Here is an 18,493-nt window from a genome sequence, read left to right as displayed (position 1 = left end):
CGGACTTGTCGACGCCTTGACGATCCGTTCCATGGACGTTCAACCGGCTGTCTGTGCCTGCGTTGTGTGCTGTCCCTAAGGTCCCTGAAGGCTTCGAAAGAAGGGACTCATGGACACACGCCTCGCAGTCCGGGCTCGCGGCATCACCAAGTGCTTCGGCGACGTCGTCGCGCTCGACGGTGTCGATCTGGATGTGGCGCGGGGGCAGATCCACGGCTTGGTCGGACCCAATGGCGCCGGCAAGACAACATTGCTCGGACTCCTGCTGGGCCTGGCCGTCGCCGACGGCGGCCGCCTGGAGATCCTGGGTACGCCGGTCCAGCGGGCGCTCACCGCTCCCGACGGTGTCGCCGGCTTCGTGGACGGGCCCGGTCTCTACCCCTCGCTCACCGCCCGGCAGAACCTCACCGCGCTGGTTGCCCTCCGTGGCCGTGACGCGGGGACGGCGGGGGTCGACGACGTGCTCGACCAGGTCGGGCTCACCGATGTCGCCGACGACCAGACCCGCGGCTTCTCCCTCGGCATGCGTCAGCGGCTCGGGCTCGCCGCAGCCCTGATCACCAAGCCCCGGCTGCTCGTGCTGGACGAGCCTGCCAACGGCCTCGACCCGGCCGGCAAGAAGCACGTACACGGTGTCCTCACCCGGCTCGCGGCGGACGGAACCAGCGTCGTGCTCTCCAGCCACCGCATGGACGATCTCCAGGCACTGTGCTCCGAAGTCACCATCCTGGCCACCGGACGGGTCGTCTTCTCCGGCCCGCTGAGCAAGCTGGCCGCCGAGAACCGTGAACTCGACTACCGGCTGCTCACCTCCGACCCGCAGGCCGCCCGGCGGCTGGCCGGCGACGCGGCCGGCATCCGGATCGTCGACGACACCGGGGCACGGCACGACGCCGAGGCGCTCGTCGTGCGCGCGCTGGTGCCCGCCCTGGACGAACTCGTGGTGCAACTCGTGCACGCGGGCATCGCCTTGCGCGAGCTGGCCCCCGTGGTCTCGCCGCTCGAAGCCGCCTTCCTCGCCCTCACCGAGCCGAAGGAGACCGGCCGATGACCGCGACCGTCGCCGAGGACATCGTTGCCACTGCCCGCCCCGTCTCGGTTCCGCGCGCCTACCGCTTCGAGCTGGTCAAGCTCGTCTCCCAATGGCGGATCCGCCTGTTGGTCCTCGCCTGCTGGATCGCGCCGGGGCTCTTCGTCGCCGCTGTGAGCCGGCAGAGCACGCTGCCCGTCGACACCCTCTTCGGCCGCTGGATGCACGCCACGGGATGGGCCGGACCGCTGGTGACGCTCGGCTTCGCGGGCACCTGGGCGCTCCCTCTGCTGACCTCGGTGGTCGCCGGCGACGTGTTCGCCTCCGAGGACCGGCTCGGCACCTGGCGCCACCTGCTCGTGGTGGTCCGGTCGGCCAGGCGGATCTTCGCGGCGAAGGCACTGGCCAGTCTCACCGTCCTCCTGCTGCTCGTGGCGGGGCTGGCCGGTTCCAGTGTGGTCGGTGGTCTCCTGGCGGTCGGAAACCAGCCACTGGTCGGCCTCGACGGCCACCTGCTGACGCCGGGGGACGCGGCAGGGAAGGTCCTGCTCGCCTGGGTCTGCGTACTCGCCCCGACTCTGGCTCTCGCAGCGATCGGACTGCTCGGGTCCGTCACCCTGGGGCGTTCCCCGATGGGACTGCTGCTGCCCGCGGTCGTCGCGCTCGGCATGCAACTGGCCCAGATGCTGCCGCTCCCCGCCGCCGTACGACTCGCCCTGCCCAGCTACGCCTTCATCGCCTGGAACGGCCTGTTCACCAGCCAGGCACAGCTCCGCCCGCTCCTCATCGGCATCGTGGTCAGCCTGGTGTGGACGGTGATCGCGACCGTGCTGGCCTACGCGCTCTTCGTGCGGCGCGACTTCACCAACGCCGGCTACGACGGCTCGGGGCGCCGCGCGGTCACCGCCGGAGCCCTGCCGCTGGCCGGGGTGGTCGCCGTGACCGTCGCGGTCGTCGCCGCGACGACCGGGGCCACGGGCTCCGGCATCGAACAGGACAAAGTGCAGCGCTCGCTCGCCACGGTGTTCGCCCACCTCTATCGCATGCAGACGAAGCAGCTCAACCGCCCCGAGGTCACCGAAGCACAGCTGAAGGCCACGGCGACGTGCGACAAGGGCAGCATCAGGGTCGCCGCCGAGGGACCGGGCAACGACTGGCGCTGCGTCGTCTCCTGGCATCTCCCCGGCGTCGAGGCCGCAGGCACGGCCATCTACCAACTCGACGTCACCCCGGACGGGCGGTTCATGGCCGACGGCGACGGGCCGAAGGAAGTGAACGGCTACTTCCTGGTCCGGACCCCGAACGGCGATGCGCCGAACCCACTTTGGCAGTTCGACGGCAACGTCGAACTTCTCCGCACTTCGAAGGAGTGACTCCATGCAGGTAACACGCCACCGGCGGAGTGTCGGGACGGACTTCCTCGGTAGACGAATGGGCCGCCGGAGCACCCTCACGGCAGCCGCCACCGCGGTCGTCCTCGCCGTCACCGCCGGCATCGGTTACGCCCAGACACGCCAGTTCGGCACCGATCAGGTCGGTGAGACCACCGACCAGGGCCAGGTCATCTCCAGCGACCAGTACATCGCCCCGTACGGCGACCGCCTCGTCATCAACAACGGCAAGATCATGTCGTCCTCAGTCAGCCCGGACGGCACCCACCTCGCGGCCTCGGTCACCGACGGCGGCAGCGCACTGGCCATCGTCGACGTGCAGAACTGGAAGGTGCAGCAGGTCGTCGGCACCGCCGCGTCGTCGGTCCCGCGCATCAGCAGCAACAGCGTGGGACAGGAAGGCCCCACCTACTCGCCCGACGGCAAGCAGCTGTGGCTGGGCCAGACCGACGGCTACACCAGGTTCACGGTGAACCCGGACGGCACGGTCACCGATCCGGTGTCGATCAAGATCCCGGCGGACGGGGCCAAGCACGCCCTGGTCGGCGAGGCGGTCTTCTCGTCCGACGGCTCCACCGTGTACTCCGCGGTCAACGGCCAGAACCGGGTGGTCGCCATCGACGCGGCGACCGGCGCCGTCAAGCAGAGCTGGACCGTGGGCAACGCCCCGCGCGACATGGTCCAGGCCGGCGACAAGCTCTACGTCAGCAACGAGGGCGGTCGCCCGGCGCAGCCCGGCGACACCACCATGAACTCGTACGGCACTCAGGTTCCGGCCGACCCCAAGACCGGTGCCACCACCACCGGCACGGTCAGCGTCATCGACCTGGCGAACCCGGAGGCCGCCCCGTCGAGCATCGACGTCGGTCTGCACCCGACGGCCCTGTACGCCAAGGGGAAGGCGCTGTTCGTCACCAACACCGCCACCAACGACGTGTCGGTCATCGACACCGACAAGGACAAGGTCGTGCAGACCATCGACACCCGGCCGTGGCCGGAGGCGTCGGTGGGCTACGAGCCCAACGGGGTGACGCTCACCGACGACGGCCGTCTGCTGGTGACGCTCGGCCGCGCCAACGCGGTCGCCGTCTACCGGTACAAGAGCCCGCAGGAGCCGGTCGGTTACGTCGGCCTGCTCCCGACGGACTACTTCCCCGCGGAGATCACCACCGTCGGCGACCAGGTGCTGGTCTCCAACACCCGCGGTATCGACGCCCGCCGGCCCACCACCAGCGCCGGACACGGCACCCACGACACCACGTCGAGCGTGCAGCGCTTCACGCTGCCGGACGACAGCGTCATCAGGGCCCAGACGGCCAAGGTCTTCCGGCAGAACGGCTGGACCCCCGGCTCGGTCAAGCTGGCCAGGGGCAGGAGCTACGCCAGGCCGGTCCCGGTCCCGCACCGGCTCGGCGACCCGTCGACGATCAAGCACGTCTTCCTGATCGTCAAGGAGAACCGGACCTACGACCAGGTCTTCGGCGACATCGCGAAGGGCGACGGCGACCCCTCGGTGACGCAGTTCGGCGAGAACGTGACGCCGAACCAGCACGCGCTGGCCGACCAGTTCGGGCTGTACGACAACACCTACGACATCGGCACCAACTCCGCCGAGGGCCACAACTGGCTGATGCAGGCCGACGACCCGGAGTACACCGAGTCCTCGGCCGGTGAGTACGCGCGCAGCTACGACACCGAGAACGACGCTCTCGGCCACCAGAAGTCCGGCTTCCTCTGGACCGGCGCGCAGGCGGCGGGCAAGACCGTGCGGGACTTCGGCGAGTTCCAGTCGATCGAGAGCAAGCCGGCCGGCGCGTCCTGGCAGAACCTGTACTGCGACGCCAAGAACATGGCCGCGACCGGGCAGAACACCGCCTACCCCATACAGACGGGCTCGGCGATCCCGTCGCTCAACGACGTGTCGGTGCCGGGCTTCCCGATGTTCGACACCAGTGTCCCGGACATCTACAAGTACGAGATCTGGAAGCAGGACTTCGAGAAGAACGGTCCGGCGAACCTGAACATGTTCTGGCTCTCCAACGACCACACCGGTGGTCCGGCGAGTCCCGCGGCTCAGGTCGCGGACAACGACCTCGCGGTCGGCAGGATGGTCGACGAGATCTCGCACAGCAAGTACTGGAAGGACTCGGCGATCTTCGTCGTCGAGGACGACTCCCAGGCCGGCCTCGACCACGTCGACGGCCACCGTGCCCCGATCCAGATCATCAGCCCCTGGGCCCAGCACGGCACCGTCGACAGCCACTACTACTCGCAGATCACGATGATCCGCACCATCGAGCAGATCCTCGGGATCCACCCGATGAACCAGAAGGACAGCGCGGCCAGCCCGATGGCCGGGGCGTTCACCAGGAAGCCGGACGACACGGCGTTCACGGCGCTGCCCAACCGGACCTCGCTGACCGATGGTCTGAAGACCCCGCCTTCCTGCGGTGTGGACACCCCCGCGCCGCAGGACCCCAAGGCGGCGGCCGTGCCGTCGTCGAAGGTGCCGGCGGACATGCGGCGACTCGCGGCGAAGTGGGATGACTGGAAGTCCGAGCAGCGGCTGACCGGGCCCCACGCCGTGCCCGACTACGCGAACCCCGCGCAGATGAACCACCTCACGTGGTACCAGACGCACAACTGGGCCAAGCCGTACCCCGGCGAGAGCAGGATCTACGCTCCGAACGACGTGCCGGGCGCGTACATCCCGTCGTCGGAGTCCGACGGCTGACGCAGGCCCATCTCCGCACGGGCCCCTGGCCGGCGTTTCCGCTGGCCAGGGGCCCCTTCTGTCCCCCGTGCGGGTGTCTTGCGGCGTGCCGGACGCCGGCCTGACGAGAGCGGCCGCAGGAGCCTCCTAGCCTCGGCGGCATGCTGGGGCTTCCTGCTCATGTCCGTTCCTGTCTGTTCGACCTCGACGGTGTCCTCACCCAGACCGCCAAGGTGCACGCGGCCGCCTGGAAGGAGATGTTCGACGCCTATCTCCGCGAGCGCGCGACACGTGAGGGGACCGACTTCGTGCCCTTCGACGCGGTGGACGACTACGACGAGTATGTGGACGGGCGGCCCCGCGAGGACGGCGTACGCACGTTCCTCGCCGCACGTGGGGTGCACCTGCCCGAGGGCACGCCGGACGACCCGCCCGAGGCGGAGACGGTGAACGGACTGGGCAACCGCAAGAACAACCTGGTGCTGCGGCGGATCCGCGAGGACGGGGTGGAACCCTACGAGGGCTCGGTCCGCTTCGTGCACGCGGCGCGGGAAGCCGGGCTGCGGTGCGCGGTGGTGTCGTCCAGCGCGAACTGCCGGGACGTCCTGGCAGCGGCCGGCATCGAGGACCTGTTCGACGAACGGATCGACGGAGTGGTGGCGCACGAGCGCCGGCTGCGCGGCAAGCCCGCCCCGGACACCTACCTGGAGGCGGCCCGCAGGCTCGGCACGGATCCGGACGAGGCAGCGGTGTTCGAAGACGCCCTGGCCGGCGTCGAGGCCGGGCGAGCGGGACGCTTCGGCGTGGTCGTGGGCGTCGACAGGGTGGGCCAGACGGATCAGCTCCGTAAGCACGGGGCGGACATCGTGGTCCGTGACCTGGCCGAACTCCTGGAGTCGCGGTGATCACCCACCCCAGCTTCACGGTCGAGCCGTGGTGCCTGCGCGAGACCGAGCTGAACCTGGACGTGCTCGCCCAGAGCGAATCGGTGTTCGCGCTGTCCAACGGGCACATCGGGTGGCGCGGCAACCTCGACGAGGGAGAGCCCCACGGGCTGCCCGGCGCCTACCTCAACGGCGTCCACGAGCGGCATCCACTGCCCTACGCGGAAGCGGGCTACGGATATCCCGAGTCCGGCCAGACGTTGATCAATGTCACCGACGGCAAGGTCATCCGGCTGCTGGTCGACGACCACCCGTGCGATCTGCGCTACGGTCAGCTGCTGGCGCACGAGCGGGTTCTGGACTTCCAGTCCGGTGTGCTCAGCCGCACCGCGCGGTGGACATCGCCCGGCGGCCGCACGGTCCGGATCACCTCACAGCGGCTCGTGTCCTTCGCCCAACGCGCGGTGGCCGCGATCGTGTACGAGGTCGAGCCGATCGACGGACCGACCACGGTGGCCGTGCAGTCCGAGCTGGTGGCCAACGAACAACTGCCCAGCCTCGAGGGCGACCCGCGCGTGGCCGCGGCGATCGAGTCCCCCCTGAAGGCCGAGGAGCACTTCGCACAGGACACCCGCCTGCGGCTCGTACACTGCACCACCCGCAGCACACTGCGGGTGGCAGCGGCGGCCGACCACCTCGTCGAGGGGCCCGAGAGCACGCGCTGGACGGCGCAGAGCGAGCCCGATGTCAGTCGTCTGACGGTGACCGCGGACCTGGTGCCCGGGCAGCCGCTGCGGCTGGTCAAGTTCGTGGCCTACGGCTGGTCGGGGCAGCGCTCGCTGCCTGCCGTGCACGATCAGGTGGACGGCGCGGTGGCGGCCGCGGTCAGCACGGGCTGGGACGGCCTGGTCGCCGCGCAACGGGCGTACCTGGACCGCTTCTGGGCCGGCGCGGACGTCGAGGTCGAGGGCGACGCGCAGATCCAGCAGGCGGTGCGGTTCGCCCTCTTCCACGTGCTCCAGGCCGCGGCCCGCGGCGAGAACCAGGCCATTCCCGCGAAAGGCCTGACCGGAACCGGGTACGACGGGCACTCCTTCTGGGACACCGAGTCCTACGTGCTGCCGGTCCTGACGTTCACCGCGCCGGAGACCGTCGCGTCGGCACTGAGATGGCGGCACCGGATGCTGCCGACGGCGCGGGAACGCGCGGACCAGCTGGGCCTGTCGGGAGCGGCGTTCCCCTGGCGGACCATCGGCGGTGCCGAGAATTCCGCCTACTGGCCGGCCGGCACGGCCGCCTTCCACATCAACGGCGACATCGCCATGGCCGCGGTCCGGTACGTCATGGTGACCGGGGACGAGGACTTCGAACGCCGAGAGGGGCTCGACCTCCTCGTGGACACCGCTCGGCTGTGGCGCTCCCTCGGACACCACGACGCGGAAGGCGTCTTCCACATCGACGGGGTCACCGGACCCGACGAGTACAGCGCCATCGCCCGCGACAACCTGTACACCAACCTGGTGGCCCGGCAGAACCTGCTGGCCGCTGCGGCCGTGGCCGCGCGTCATCCCGACCGCGCCGCCGAACTCGGTGTCGACGACGAGGAGACCGCCGTGTGGCGGGACGCCGCGGCCCGCATGGCGGTGCCGTACAACGAGTCTCTCGGTGTGCACGAACAGTCGGCCGGGTTCACGAGTTTCCAGCGCTGGGACTTCGAGGCGACCCCGCCCGAGAACTACCCGCTGCTGCTGCACTACCCCTACTTCGACCTGTATCGCAAGCAGGTGGTGAAGCAGGCCGATGTGGTGCTGGCGATGATCGAATGCCCGCACATCTTCACCGACGAGGAAAAGGCGCGCAATTTCGCCTACTACGACGCGCTCACCGTCCGCGACTCCTCCCTGTCGGCGTGCTGCCAGGCGGTGCTGGCCGCCGAGACCGGGCACCTGCGGCTGGCCTACGCCTACCTCGCCGAGGCCGCGCTGATGGACCTGGACGATCTGGAGCACAACACCCGTGACGGGCTGCACATCGCCTCCCTCGCCGGGACGTGGATCGCCCTGGTCGCGGGCTTCGGCGGCCTGCGCCGGTACATCGGCGAGGACGGAAAACCGGACCTGCTGTCGTTCGCACCCCGCCTGCCGGAAGCGCTGTCCAGGGTGGCGTTCACCGTGCTGGTACGCGGACGCCGGCTGAAGGTGGACATCGGCCCGTCCCATGCGCGGTACCGGCTGGTCGAAGGTGAACCGCTGGTCGTGCTCCATCACGGGGAACCGGTCACCGTGACCACCGACGCCCCGACGGACCGACCGATGCCCCCCGTGCCCGCCCGCCCCGAGCCACAGCAGCCATCGGGCCGCCGTCCGGTGGGCTTGCTCGCGGGGGAGGAGCAGCAGGCGGAGATCCAGGACTAGGTGTGCTGATCGGCCAGGTTGGTGACGCGGCTGGACAAGCCGACGGACCGACCGGCACGCATCCGCACCGATCGGCCCGCCTGCTGTCGATCTGCCGTCAAGGGCCTTCAGAAGGTCAGCGCCCAGCTGTTGAGCGTGCCCGTGTCCTGCGCGTACATGTCCTGCACCCGCAGCTTCCAGGTGCCGTTCGCGGTCTCGCTGGAGGCGTCCACCGTGTACGTGGTCCTGACGTCGTCGGCGGAGTCCGAGCTGCTGGAGGACTTCAGCCGGTAGGCCGAACCGTCCGGTGCGACCAGGTCGATGACCAGGTCACCGCGGTAGGTGTGAGTGATGTCGACCGCCACCTTCAGGGTCGCGGGGGCGTTGCCCGTCAGCCCGCTGACGCCGATGGGGGACTCGATCGCCGAGCCCGCGTCGGGGACGGCGATGGCCGAGGTGCTGGTGAAGGTGGTGCCACCCGTGCCGCCGGAACCGCTCACCGCCTGCACCGCCTTGGCCGCGTCGGCCAGGCCGGCACCGCAGCCACCCGAGCAACTGCCCGGAAGCGGCCGGGCGTTGGCCTTGATCGCCGACTCGATCTGGGCCGGGGTCAGCGCGGAGTTGGCCGACTTCATCAGCGCGACGAGGCCCGCGATGTGCGGGGTGGCCATGCTGGTGCCCTGGTAGTAGGTGTACGACTCGGTCGACGGGGTCTTGGTGCCGGAGTTGAGCGTGGACAGGATGCCGTTCGCGGTGCCGGTGCTGGTCTGGCCGCCGGGCGCCGAGATGTCCACGAGGGAGCCGTAGTTGGAGTAGGACGCCTTGGCGCCGGAGCGGTTGGTCGCGGCGACCGAGATGACGTTGTTGCAGTTGCCCGGGGAGTGGTTCGCGACGTTGTCGTTCTCGTTGCCCGCGGCCACGACGACCGTCGTGCCCCGGTTCACGGCCGCGTTGATGGCGCTCTGGGTGGCCGAGGTGCAGGCGCCGTCGCCGCCGAGGCTCATGTTGATGACCTTGGCGACATTCGCGTTGGCGGGCACACCGGTGACGGTGCCCCCGGACGCCCAGGTGATGGCGTCGATGATGTCGGAGTCGTAGCCGCCGCACTTGCCCAGCACACGCAGCGGGGAGACCTTCGCACCGTACGCGATGCCGGCAACGCCCTTGCCGTTGTTGGTGGCGGCTGCGATGGTCCCGGCGACGTGCGTGCCGTGCCAGGAGGAGTTGCTGGCCGGGACGCCGGTGCCACAATCGCCCGCGGCGTACCAGTCGCCCGGGTCGGCCGGGTTGCTGTCGCGGCCGTCGCCGTCGACGGAGACAGCGGTGTCGGAGATGAAGTCGTAGCCACCGACGATGTTCGCGGCCAGGTCGGAGTGCGCCACGTACCCGGTGTCGATGACGGCGACGGTGACGCCGGACCCGGTGGACAGGTCCCAGGCGCCCGGCACGCGCATACCGGCGGTGTCCTCGAACAGGTCCCACTGCTTGCCGTACTCGGTGTCGTTCGGCGTGGCCATCGGCTTGTTGAGCCGGTCCGGTACGACGTAGGCGACCTGCGGGTCGGCCCGGTACTCGGCGACGACGTCAGCGACGTCGGCCGTGGTGGCGTTGTCGCCGAGGTCGACGAGGGCGGCGCCGGTGCCGAGGCGGCGCTGGAAGTCGACGTCCTCGCCGGTCTCCTTGGCCTTGGCGACGGCGTCGGCCTCGGCGGCCTTGTTGGAAGTAGCCTCGGAGGCGCCCGACTTGTAACCGACGATGAGACGTTCGGCCGGGGTACCGGGGGCGGCCTCGGTCCGGGCGGCAGGGACCGCGGCCGCACCGGCGGTGCCGTCGTGAGCGACGGCGACGGTGGCCGTGGCGGCGGTGAGCAGGGCCGCGGAGACCGCGGCGACGGATATCAGCTTCCGTCCCGTGGCGGGAACTGTACGCAAGGGTATGCCTTTCGCGACCGACTCCGGGCAGGCCGGAGCGGCGGTGGGGAGGCGCTTCGGCGTCGAAGCGGAGGGGGTGTGAAACCGAAATGCGGTACAGATGGCCGACCGCGCGCGGGTGCCTGCAGACCCGTCCGGGGTTACCTGTGGGTCAGCTGTGCAGGAACGATAGGCAAAGCGAAGGTCAAAGGGTTACAGGGAAAACCCTCGATCTGGCCGGTGATCCACCCTTGATGCCGGGCGGTTGGGGGGTGTTGAGCCCGTCCTCAGCTCTGGTCGGGGGCTGGGGGTTGGTGGACGTGGAAGGTGAGCTCGGTGATTCGGCCTGATTGGATGACAGGACCGTGCTGAACGCCGCCGTTGATGTCGTTGTGCACGGTCGCATGACGCGGCGCTGAGGTAGCCGCGAGCGGCTGCAACGAGGTCGACAGGCGGGTCCTCGCGTTGTCCGGGTCGGCGATTGCGCAGCCGTCCGAGCCGATACGTGCCAAGAACCGTCCGACAACTTCACGGGCGTGCGTCCAGGAGTTCGGCGTGAAGGTCGGCGGCGGATCGAACCGGCGTAGCAGGTCCTCGGCTGTCTCGTAAGCGAATGGTTTGCCGGGCTGCTCGTACTTGCGTTGGTGCTCCCAGACCGCCTTGCCCTTGCGCACGTCGGCGAGTCTGTCCAAGCGCTCCTGGTCCTGCTCCAGAAAGGTGAGACTGATGCTTTCCGCCATGGCCTGGAGATGTCCTGTGGGGTCCGGGCACATACGACTGAGGACACCGCTGAACTCGTGCTGCACGAGTGAGGCTCGGCCCGGCTCCCGTCTCTCGGTGACGGCACGGGCACGGTTCAGGACTGCTTCGACGGCGAGTCCTGCCGGATTGAGGGCGGGGTCGTTTCCGGGCGATTCGATGAGGTACCAGCGTACGGTCGCCGAGAACACGAAGTGGTAGTCGTCCCAGTGGCTGGGCAGTGCCACTGGAGCCGCGACGAGCCGGTCGCTACCGTCTCCGTCCCCCTGAGCGACCACGGCGGCGAATCGCGGGACGGCATCGAGTCCAAGACCGTGGTCACCCGGCAGCTCGGCGACGCCCTGAAGATCATCACAGAGCAGGACCCGGCCCGCATCACCGCTGCTCCCGGCCACTGTCCCGGCGGACCGGGTCGCGCTCGTCGGCCTGCACGAGTGGACCGAGGGCGCCTACCGGCACGTAGGGGAATGGGGCCTGACCGCCTTCGGCCCCGACGGCTTGCGCACCTCCAGTGGGCCGCTGCTCGACTGGCTCGCCTCCACCGGCTGCTCCCGCCTCGCGATCCACTTCGACGTCGACACCGTCGACGCCAAGGAGGCCACGCTGGGCCTCGGCAAGGTCCCCGACGGCCTCACCGGTGCCGAGGTCAACCGGATCGCTAGCGACCTCCAGTGCGCGGCCGACGTCGTGGCCACCACGGTCGCCGAGTTCTTCCCCCGCGACGCCCTCCATGTCCAGCAGGCCCTGCGCGGCTTCCCGCTCATCAGCGGCTGAGCACTCGCCCCGGGCGGCCGGGTGGCCCCAACAGCTCGGTGCCGGGGCCGAAAACTACGTCTGACCTGCAGATTCTCCCGACTCCGGCCACCGTGACAGGGGCGGATCCCGCGCATGTGTCAGCCCGCCCCGCCACTGTGGTCAGATGCCCTCCTGCGGCATTCAGAGGCAGGGCGTCACGTGGTGGAGGCGCGACGGCCGCCTCGGCTGCCGGAACCGCGGCCGCCGGTCCCGGCAGCGCCACCCGTGGCTCCGCCGGCCGCCGTCCGTCGGCCGGATCCGCGGGCAACCTTGCCGGAGGCAGCGCGGGTCGCCGCACCGGCCGCGGACTGTCGGTCGGCACTGCGGCCGCCCGCGCCGACGGCACCGCCCGTGGCCCCGCCGGATCCCGCTCGGCGGGCAGCACCGCGCCCGCCGCTTGCGGAGGTGCTGTCAGACGCTGTCGTCCCGGCCGCGGCCCGGCGGTCGGAGCCCCGGCTCCCCGTACGGGGAGCCGCACCTGTCGCCGTATTGCCCCCGCCGCCGTTTCGGCGGCGTCGGCCGGAGCGCCCGCCGCGCTTGGTGCCGGTCTCCGGGCCGGACGCCGTCGCCGGCTGGGGGACCTCGATGGTGACGGCCACGCCGGAAGGCTCGCGGGCGCCGGTGATGGTGGTCAGTTCCGCGTCGCTCGACGTGATGCGGGCCGTCCGGGGGCGGATGCCCGCGTCCGACATGAGCCGGGTGACGTCCCGCTTCTGGTCGGGCAGGACCAGCGTGACCACGCTGCCGGAGCCGCCGGCGCGGGCCGTGCGGCCGCCCCGGTGGAGGTAGTCCTTGTGGTCGGTCGGGGGATCGACGTTCACGACGAGGTCGAGGTCGTCGACGTGTATGCCCCGGGCCGCGACGTTCGTCGCCACCAGGGCGGTGACCTGGCCGTTCTTGAACTGTTCCAGGGTGCGGTTGCGCTGCGGCTGGGAGCGGCCTCCATGCAGTGCCGCGGCGCGGACACCGACGGCCAGGAGCCGCTTGGCGAGCCGGTCGGCGGACCTCTTGGTGTCGAGGAAGAGGATGACCCGGCCGTCACGGGCCGCGATGCGCGTGGTGACGGCCTTCTTGTCGGTCTCGTCCTGGACGTGGAGCACGTGGTGCTCCATGGTGGTCACCGCTCCCGCGGACGGGTCCACGGAGTGCACCACGGGGTCCGTCAGGAACCGCTGCACCAGGCGGTCGATGTTGCGGTCGAGGGTGGCCGAGAAGAGCATGCGCTGTCCGTCGGGCCGTACGTGCTGGATCAGCTTGGTGATCTGCGGCAGGAAGCCCATGTCGGTCATCTGGTCGGCTTCGTCCAGCACCGTGATGCGCACCTGGTCGAGCACGCAGTCCCCGCGCTCCACGAGGTCGTTGAGCCTGCCCGGTGTCGCCACGACCACCTCGGCGCCGCGCCGGAGCGTACCGGCCTGCTTGGTGATGGACAGCCCGCCGACCACGGTGGCCAGCCGGAGGTTCACCGCCGTCGCGTAGGGGGTCAGCGCGTCCGTCACCTGCTGCGCGAGTTCACGGGTGGGCACCAGCACGAGGGCGAGGGGGGCCTTGGGCTCCGCACGCAGTCCGGCCGTGCGGGCCAGGAGTGCCAACCCGAACGCGAGGGTCTTGCCGGAGCCGGTGCGTCCCCGTCCCAGCAGGTCACGGCCGGCGAGCGAGTTGGGCAGGGTGGCGGCCTGGATGGGGAAGGGAGTGGTCACGCCTTGCGCTGTGAGGGTCTTCAGCAGCGCCGCGGGCATGTCCAGACCGGCGAAGTCCTCGACGGCGGGAAGTGCGGGTGTCGTGTTTTCCGGCAGCCGGAACTCGCGCGGTGACGACGCGGACGCCTGGGGTGACGAGGCTCGCCGGTTCGGCTTCTGGGGCCTGCGGGACATGCGGTGATCTGCCTTCCTGAAAACAGCACAAACCGGGGTCCACACCATGACGGTGCGGACCCCGGTGAGCGGATACGCGTCCGGCGATCAGGCGGGGACGATGTTCTCCGCCTGCGGGCCCTTCTGGCCCTGCGTGACGTCGAAGGAGACCCGCTGGCCCTCCTGCAGCTCACGGAAGCCCTGGGTCGCGATGTTCGAGTAGTGGGCGAAGACGTCGGGGCCGCCGCCGTCCTGCGCGATGAAGCCGAAACCCTTTTCGGCGTTGAACCACTTCACGGTTCCCTGTGCCATGACCTTCTCCTTCTGTAGGCAGAGGCCCCATCCGGAGATGCCGGAAACACAAATAATGCGCCTGAAGGAGAAACATTCCTGTCAGGCGCACATAGGTTCATGGGTACCACAACTGCAACTCGGAAACCCTAGCACAGCTCCTTCGGTGATCGTCACGTCCGCCTTGCGCAGCACGCGGACGCGCACCGGTACGTCCAGGTCGATGACGTGCGGCATGACCGTGGCGCCGACGATCCCCCCGGCCGGCACCACGCTCTCGACTCCCGGCAGGCGCGGCACCAGCCCGTCGCCGGCCGTGGTCAACAGAGCGCCGGAGCCGAGGACTTGACCGAGGAACCGGCCCAGCCGACAGGCCAGGCCCGCTGCCATCAGCGTCGAGGGGATTCGGTAGCCATGGCGGATCCTGCCTCGGCATGCGTGTGGTGAGTGCCCGCGTCACAATGGGACTACATGAACGTTTGCCTGTCCTGTGCGGGGGCTTGTGCTTCACGGAGGCAGCCGGCATGGACTTCTTCGATGCGGTTGTGATCGGGTCAGGATTCGGCGGCTCGGTCACGGCTTCTCGGCTGGCGGAAGCAGGAATGCGCGTCTGCGTGCTGGAACGCGGCAAGGCGTATCCGCCGGGCGAATTTCCGCGCGGGCCGCACGCCACCGCGGCGAACTTCTGGGCTCCGGACCACGGGTTGTACGGCATGTTCGACGTGTGGAGCTTCTCGGACCTCGATGCCGTGGTCTGCAGCGGTCTCGGAGGAGGTTCGCTGATCTACGCCAACGTCCTGCTGCGCAAGCCTCGGAGCTGGTTCCCGCAGGACGACTCCTGTGCCGCGAACGGCGAGTACTGGCCGATCAGCTACGACGAGCTCGTTCCGCACTACGAGCGCGTCGAGACCGCCATGGGTGTGCAGATCTACCCCACCGAACACGAGCCTTACCGCAGCACACCGAAGACCGCGGCGATGCGGGAGGCGGCACACGCCCTGGGCCTGGAATGGCAGCGGCCCCCGCTGGCCGTGACCTTCGGTAACCCGGGGGAGAAACCGGTGCCCGGGGTGCCCATCGTCGACGGCGAGAAGAACGTGCACGAAGTGCCGCGCTACACCTGCCGGCTCGTCGGCGAGTGCGACATCGGGTGCAATTTCGGCAGTAAGAACACCCTGGACCTCACCTACCTCAGCACTGCCGAGCAACAAGGTGCCGAACTCCGCACCGGGTGTGAGGTTCGGTCCTTCGAGCGCACCGTCGACGGATTCACGATCTCGTATCTCGCTCGAAAGCTGGACCGGCCGGAGGGGGCACGTGGCTCCCCCGAACGGCACGTGGTGGGGGCACACCGACTGATCCTCGCCGCCGGGGCGCTCGGCACTCCTTACCTGCTGTTGCGCAACCGAAGTGCCTTCCCGGGAATCAGCCCCACGCTCGGCACCCACTTCTCGGGCAACGGCGACTTTCTGGGATTCGTCTTCAAGGCCCGGGACGGGCACGGTGGTTCCGGAGCACCCCGCCTGATGGACCCCAGTTTCGGTCCGGTCATCACCAGCGCGATGCGCATGCCGGACCTGCTCGACGGCGGGACCGGGCGCGGCTTCTTCATCGAGGACGCGGGTTACCCGGACTTCCTCAACTGGCTGGTGGAGGAGAACGTCCTCACCATGTCGAACCGTGTCCTGCGCTTCCTGCTGCACAGAGGCTGGTCCCATCTGACCAGGAGCCCCCAGAGCGGGGTCGGCCGTGAGCTCTCCGGCGCCCTGAGCAAGGGAATGCTCACCGCGACGTCGCTGCCGCTGCTCGGCATGGGGCGGGACGTGCCGAACGGAAAGATGCGGCTGCGGGACGGATACCTCGACCTGCACTGGGACACAGCCGCCTCCGCGGCCTATTTCGACCGGATGAACCGCACCATGCGCGAGCTGTCCGGGACGCTGGGCGGACGGTACGCCCCCGATCCCCTCTCGTACCTCAACCGGCTGATCACCGTCCACCCTCTGGGTGGGGCTCCGATGGGCCGCAACCGAGAGGAGGGCGTGGTCAATTCCTACGGGGAGGTGTACGGCTGTGAGGGCCTGTCGATCGCCGATGGTTCGATCATGCCTGGCCCGGTGGGTTCCAACCCCTCGCTCACCATCGCTGCGCTCGCGGACCGCGCAGCCGACCACATCATCGACGACTCCTAGAGCGGAAGCGGCCTTTCCAGGGTGGTGACTGACTCATGACGGACGGCCATGGCACCAATGACACCAACCGGGCGTTGATGCTCGCCGGTGGCGGAGTCAAGGTCGCCTTCCAGGCGGGCGTGCTCCAGGTCTGGCTCGACGAGGCGGGCCTGCGGTTCGATCACGCGGACGGCGCGAGCGGCGGTACGTTCAATCTGGCGATGTACTGCCAGGGCATGACCGGGCGTCAGATCGCCGACAACTGGCGGGACATCCGCCCCTTGAAGGGGGTCACTCCGAACTGGCCCCAGTACCTCAAGGGGCCCTACGGCGCTTCGCTGTTCACGCTCGACGGCTACCGGCGGAACGTCTTCCGCGACTGGGGACTCGACTGGGGCAAGATCCGGGCGACCGACCGGCTCGCCACCTTCAACCTCTACGACTTCTCCCGCAACGAGCTGGAGGCGCTGACCGCCGATCAGATGGACGAGGACCGGCTCGCCGCCGCCGTGTCGCTGCCGATGTGGTTCCCCGCGGCCGTCATCGACGGCAGGACCTACATCGACCCCGTCTATGTCACCGACGCGAACATCGGCGAGGCGATCCGCCGGGGCTGCGACGAGCTGTGGATCATCTGGACGGTCAGCCGGCGCCGTCGCTGGCACAACGGCTTCGTCGCGGACTACTTCCAGATCATCGAGACAGCGGCCAACAGCCGGTTGCAGGAGTGGCAGCGGCGGATCGACGCCAGCAACGCTGCCATCCGCGCGGGCGACCGGGGCGAGTTCGACCGTCTGATCACCGTCAGGATGCTGCAGTGCGAGGTCCCGCTCAACTACCTGATCAACTTCAGCCGGGACCGCTTCCGGCAGGCCGTGGAACTCGGGGTGCACAAGGCCCGGGCCTGGTGCGCGGACGAGGGGATACCGCTGTCCGCTCCACTGCCGTGCCCGTCCGCCGACGGCAGCCGGCTGCGGTTCAGCGAACGGATGGCCGGTGCGATCGCCTTCGGTTCCGCAGCGCCCGGCGCGCGTGCCGTACCCGGCGGCCGGCCGGACGGGGAGGATCTGTCGGTGCGTCTGACCATCCGCATCGACGGGCTGGACCGTTTCATCGTCTGCCCCGAGCACCGGGCGGCGGTCACGGGGCAGATCCACTGCGAGGCGCTGGGCGGCCGGCGCGAGGTGGAGTCGGGCAGCTTCAACCTCTTTGTGGAGGAGGGCGACCCGGAGCATCTGCGCATGCGGTACCGCCTGTTCTTCTCCGACCGGGCCGGACACCCGCTCACGCTGAGCGGTTGCAAGACCGTGGACGAGGACTCCGGCCGCGGGCTGTGGGCCGACACCACGACGCTGTACACCCGGATCCTGCGCGGCCATGTGCAGGCCGACGAGGAGAAGGACGCCGAGGTGGTGGCCACCGGGGTCGTACGGCTTCGGGTGCCCGACTTCGTCCGTGAGCTGACGAGCTTCCGGGTGAGTGCGGACTCGGCCCGCGGGCGGCTGGCCGCGCTGGGCAGGTTCGGCCAGTTCTTCGCCGGCCGCCTCTGGGACGTGTACCTCCAAGGTGTCCTCGCCTGGTCCCCGATCTGACGGGCTGTGGGATGCCTTTCGGCGTCCCATCGTGGCCGTCGGCGATGTCGTAACTGGTCAAGCAGGTGACTTACGGAAGGGTTGTCACGGGCAGGATGTTGCATATCCGTGAGTCACTGGTCAGTATGGTTACGTGAACCACGCTTTTCCCTGCGGGACGCTTCCTCTGGACTTCGTCGGCACGCTGCGCGCGCGACGTAACGATGAGCCGATGGAGAAGCTCGCCTCCCCTGAGCTGCTCGACGACTGGTTCCTGGAGTCCGGAATGGTCGATCTCGCGCCCGGGGCGAACGAGGCCGACCTCGCCATCGCCCTGGATCTGCGTGAGGCGATCTACTCCCTGGTCGCGGCCCGGATCGAGCGGCGGCCCCTGCCCGTCGAGGCGGTCGCCGAGGTGAACCTGCAGGCGGCGGGTCTCCCCGTGACCGTGCGGCTCGGTCCCGACGGTGCGACCCGTACCGGCACGGCCGTCCAGGGACTCGCCGCCCTCGCCCGTGAGGTCGTCGAGATCATCGGGGGTGACGAGGCGGCGCTGTTGCGCGAGTGTGCCCGTCCCGAGTGCACCCAGGTCTACCTCGATCGCTCACGAGGCCACCGACGGGAGTGGTGCGCCATGCGAACGTGCGGCAACAGGGTCAAGGCCGCCTCCTACCGGGCACGCCAGCACGGCGCGAAGAGCTGATGTCGCGTAGGTACGATGCGCAGCGTCAT

Annotated in this window: 14 protein-coding genes; 9 read left to right on the top strand and 5 right to left on the bottom strand. The window is 69.6% G+C overall.

The window, feature by feature from the left end; genetic code table 11:
• The first annotated feature begins 109 nt into the window (after window positions 1-109).
• The 5 genes from BEK98_RS27835 (at window position 110) to BEK98_RS27815 (ending at window position 8,432) form a co-directional block, all read left to right on the top strand.
• Window positions 110-1,051, top strand: a complete 942-nt coding sequence (locus BEK98_RS27835) for an ABC transporter ATP-binding protein (protein ID WP_094219406.1) — start codon at window positions 110-112, stop codon at window positions 1,049-1,051.
• Window positions 1,048-2,403, top strand: a complete 1,356-nt coding sequence (locus BEK98_RS27830; RefSeq protein WP_094219405.1) for an ABC-2 family transporter permease — start codon at window positions 1,048-1,050, stop codon at window positions 2,401-2,403. The genes BEK98_RS27835 and BEK98_RS27830 overlap by 4 nt, the downstream gene beginning before the upstream one ends.
• A gap of 4 nt (window positions 2,404-2,407) precedes the next feature.
• Complete coding sequence (locus BEK98_RS27825) at window positions 2,408-5,155, top strand: bifunctional YncE family protein/alkaline phosphatase family protein (RefSeq protein ID WP_094219404.1); 2,748 nt, start codon at window positions 2,408-2,410, stop codon at window positions 5,153-5,155.
• Between the two features lie 140 nt (window positions 5,156-5,295).
• A complete protein-coding gene (locus BEK98_RS27820) occupies window positions 5,296-6,039 on the top strand; it encodes an HAD family hydrolase (protein ID WP_094219403.1) in 744 nt (247 codons plus the stop codon).
• Window positions 6,036-8,432, top strand: coding sequence for a glycoside hydrolase family 65 protein (locus BEK98_RS27815; RefSeq protein WP_094219402.1), 2,397 nt, complete (start codon window positions 6,036-6,038; stop codon window positions 8,430-8,432). The genes BEK98_RS27820 and BEK98_RS27815 overlap by 4 nt, the downstream gene beginning before the upstream one ends.
• Before the next feature lie 107 nt (window positions 8,433-8,539).
• Here BEK98_RS27815 and BEK98_RS27810 read toward each other — a convergent pair whose 3' ends face one another.
• Both BEK98_RS27810 and BEK98_RS50185 read right to left on the bottom strand, forming a co-directional pair.
• The gene (locus tag BEK98_RS27810; protein WP_094219401.1) at window positions 8,540-10,342 is read right to left on the bottom strand and encodes a S8 family serine peptidase; all 1,803 of its coding nucleotides are present in this window, start codon (window positions 10,340-10,342) and stop codon (window positions 8,540-8,542) included.
• 266 nt (window positions 10,343-10,608) lie between these two features.
• Entirely contained in the window at window positions 10,609-11,475 is an 867-nt protein-coding gene (locus BEK98_RS50185) for a hypothetical protein (protein ID WP_244202014.1), read from the bottom strand.
• Window positions 11,476-11,578: 103 nt separating this feature from the next.
• On the opposite strand from BEK98_RS50185, the gene BEK98_RS49605 reads away from it, so the two are divergent.
• Window positions 11,579-11,854, top strand: a complete 276-nt coding sequence (locus tag BEK98_RS49605) for an arginase family protein (protein WP_094219400.1) — start codon at window positions 11,579-11,581, stop codon at window positions 11,852-11,854.
• A 176-nt stretch (window positions 11,855-12,030) separates the two neighbouring features.
• Here BEK98_RS49605 and BEK98_RS27795 read toward each other — a convergent pair whose 3' ends face one another.
• The 3 genes from BEK98_RS27795 to BEK98_RS27785 form a co-directional block, all read right to left on the bottom strand.
• Entirely contained in the window at window positions 12,031-13,749 is a 1,719-nt protein-coding gene (locus BEK98_RS27795; protein ID WP_094219399.1) for a DEAD/DEAH box helicase, read from the bottom strand.
• Between the two features lie 87 nt (window positions 13,750-13,836).
• Entirely contained in the window at window positions 13,837-14,040 is a 204-nt protein-coding gene (locus BEK98_RS27790; protein ID WP_031161015.1) for a cold-shock protein, read from the bottom strand.
• A gap of 81 nt (window positions 14,041-14,121) precedes the next feature.
• A complete protein-coding gene (locus BEK98_RS27785; RefSeq protein WP_244202013.1) occupies window positions 14,122-14,409 on the bottom strand; it encodes a hypothetical protein in 288 nt (95 codons plus the stop codon).
• Window positions 14,410-14,543: 134 nt separating this feature from the next.
• On the opposite strand from BEK98_RS27785, the gene BEK98_RS27780 reads away from it, so the two are divergent.
• From BEK98_RS27780 to BEK98_RS27770, 3 genes are all read left to right on the top strand, one after another.
• Window positions 14,544-16,211, top strand: a complete 1,668-nt coding sequence (locus BEK98_RS27780; protein ID WP_094219398.1) for a GMC oxidoreductase — start codon at window positions 14,544-14,546, stop codon at window positions 16,209-16,211.
• Between the two features lie 35 nt (window positions 16,212-16,246).
• The gene (locus BEK98_RS27775; protein ID WP_094219397.1) at window positions 16,247-17,782 is read left to right on the top strand and encodes a patatin-like phospholipase family protein; all 1,536 of its coding nucleotides are present in this window, start codon (window positions 16,247-16,249) and stop codon (window positions 17,780-17,782) included.
• Between the two features lie 133 nt (window positions 17,783-17,915).
• Window positions 17,916-18,464 carry a CGNR zinc finger domain-containing protein gene (locus BEK98_RS27770; RefSeq protein WP_094219396.1) on the top strand — a complete coding sequence of 183 codons (549 nt, stop codon included), beginning with the start codon at window positions 17,916-17,918 and terminating at the stop codon, window positions 18,462-18,464.
• Window positions 18,465-18,493: the final 29 nt, after the last annotated feature.

The organism is Streptomyces diastatochromogenes (genome assembly GCF_002242805.1).
Lineage (GTDB): Bacteria > Actinomycetota > Actinomycetes > Streptomycetales > Streptomycetaceae > Streptomyces > Streptomyces diastatochromogenes.
Note: the sequence above shows the minus strand (reverse complement) of the source record. Positions and strands in the feature narration are given on the sequence as shown.

Excerpts from the sequence above, each read along its gene's own strand:
- BEK98_RS27835 (WP_094219406.1), top strand. The coding sequence starts at position 110 with ATGGACACACGCCTCGCAGTCCGGGCTCGCGGCATCACCAAGTGCTTC.
- BEK98_RS27830 (WP_094219405.1), top strand. The coding sequence starts at position 1,048 with ATGACCGCGACCGTCGCCGAGGACATCGTTGCCACTGCCCGCCCCGTC.
- BEK98_RS27825 (WP_094219404.1), top strand. The coding sequence starts at position 2,408 with ATGCAGGTAACACGCCACCGGCGGAGTGTCGGGACGGACTTCCTCGGT.
- BEK98_RS27820 (WP_094219403.1), top strand. The coding sequence starts at position 5,296 with ATGCTGGGGCTTCCTGCTCATGTCCGTTCCTGTCTGTTCGACCTCGAC.
- BEK98_RS27795 (WP_094219399.1), bottom strand. The coding sequence starts at position 13,749 with ATGTCCCGCAGGCCCCAGAAGCCGAACCGGCGAGCCTCGTCACCCCAG.
- BEK98_RS27790 (WP_031161015.1), bottom strand. The coding sequence starts at position 14,040 with ATGGCACAGGGAACCGTGAAGTGGTTCAACGCCGAAAAGGGTTTCGGC.
- BEK98_RS27785 (WP_244202013.1), bottom strand. The coding sequence starts at position 14,409 with ATGGCAGCGGGCCTGGCCTGTCGGCTGGGCCGGTTCCTCGGTCAAGTC.
- BEK98_RS27780 (WP_094219398.1), top strand. The coding sequence starts at position 14,544 with ATGGACTTCTTCGATGCGGTTGTGATCGGGTCAGGATTCGGCGGCTCG.
- BEK98_RS27775 (WP_094219397.1), top strand. The coding sequence starts at position 16,247 with ATGACGGACGGCCATGGCACCAATGACACCAACCGGGCGTTGATGCTC.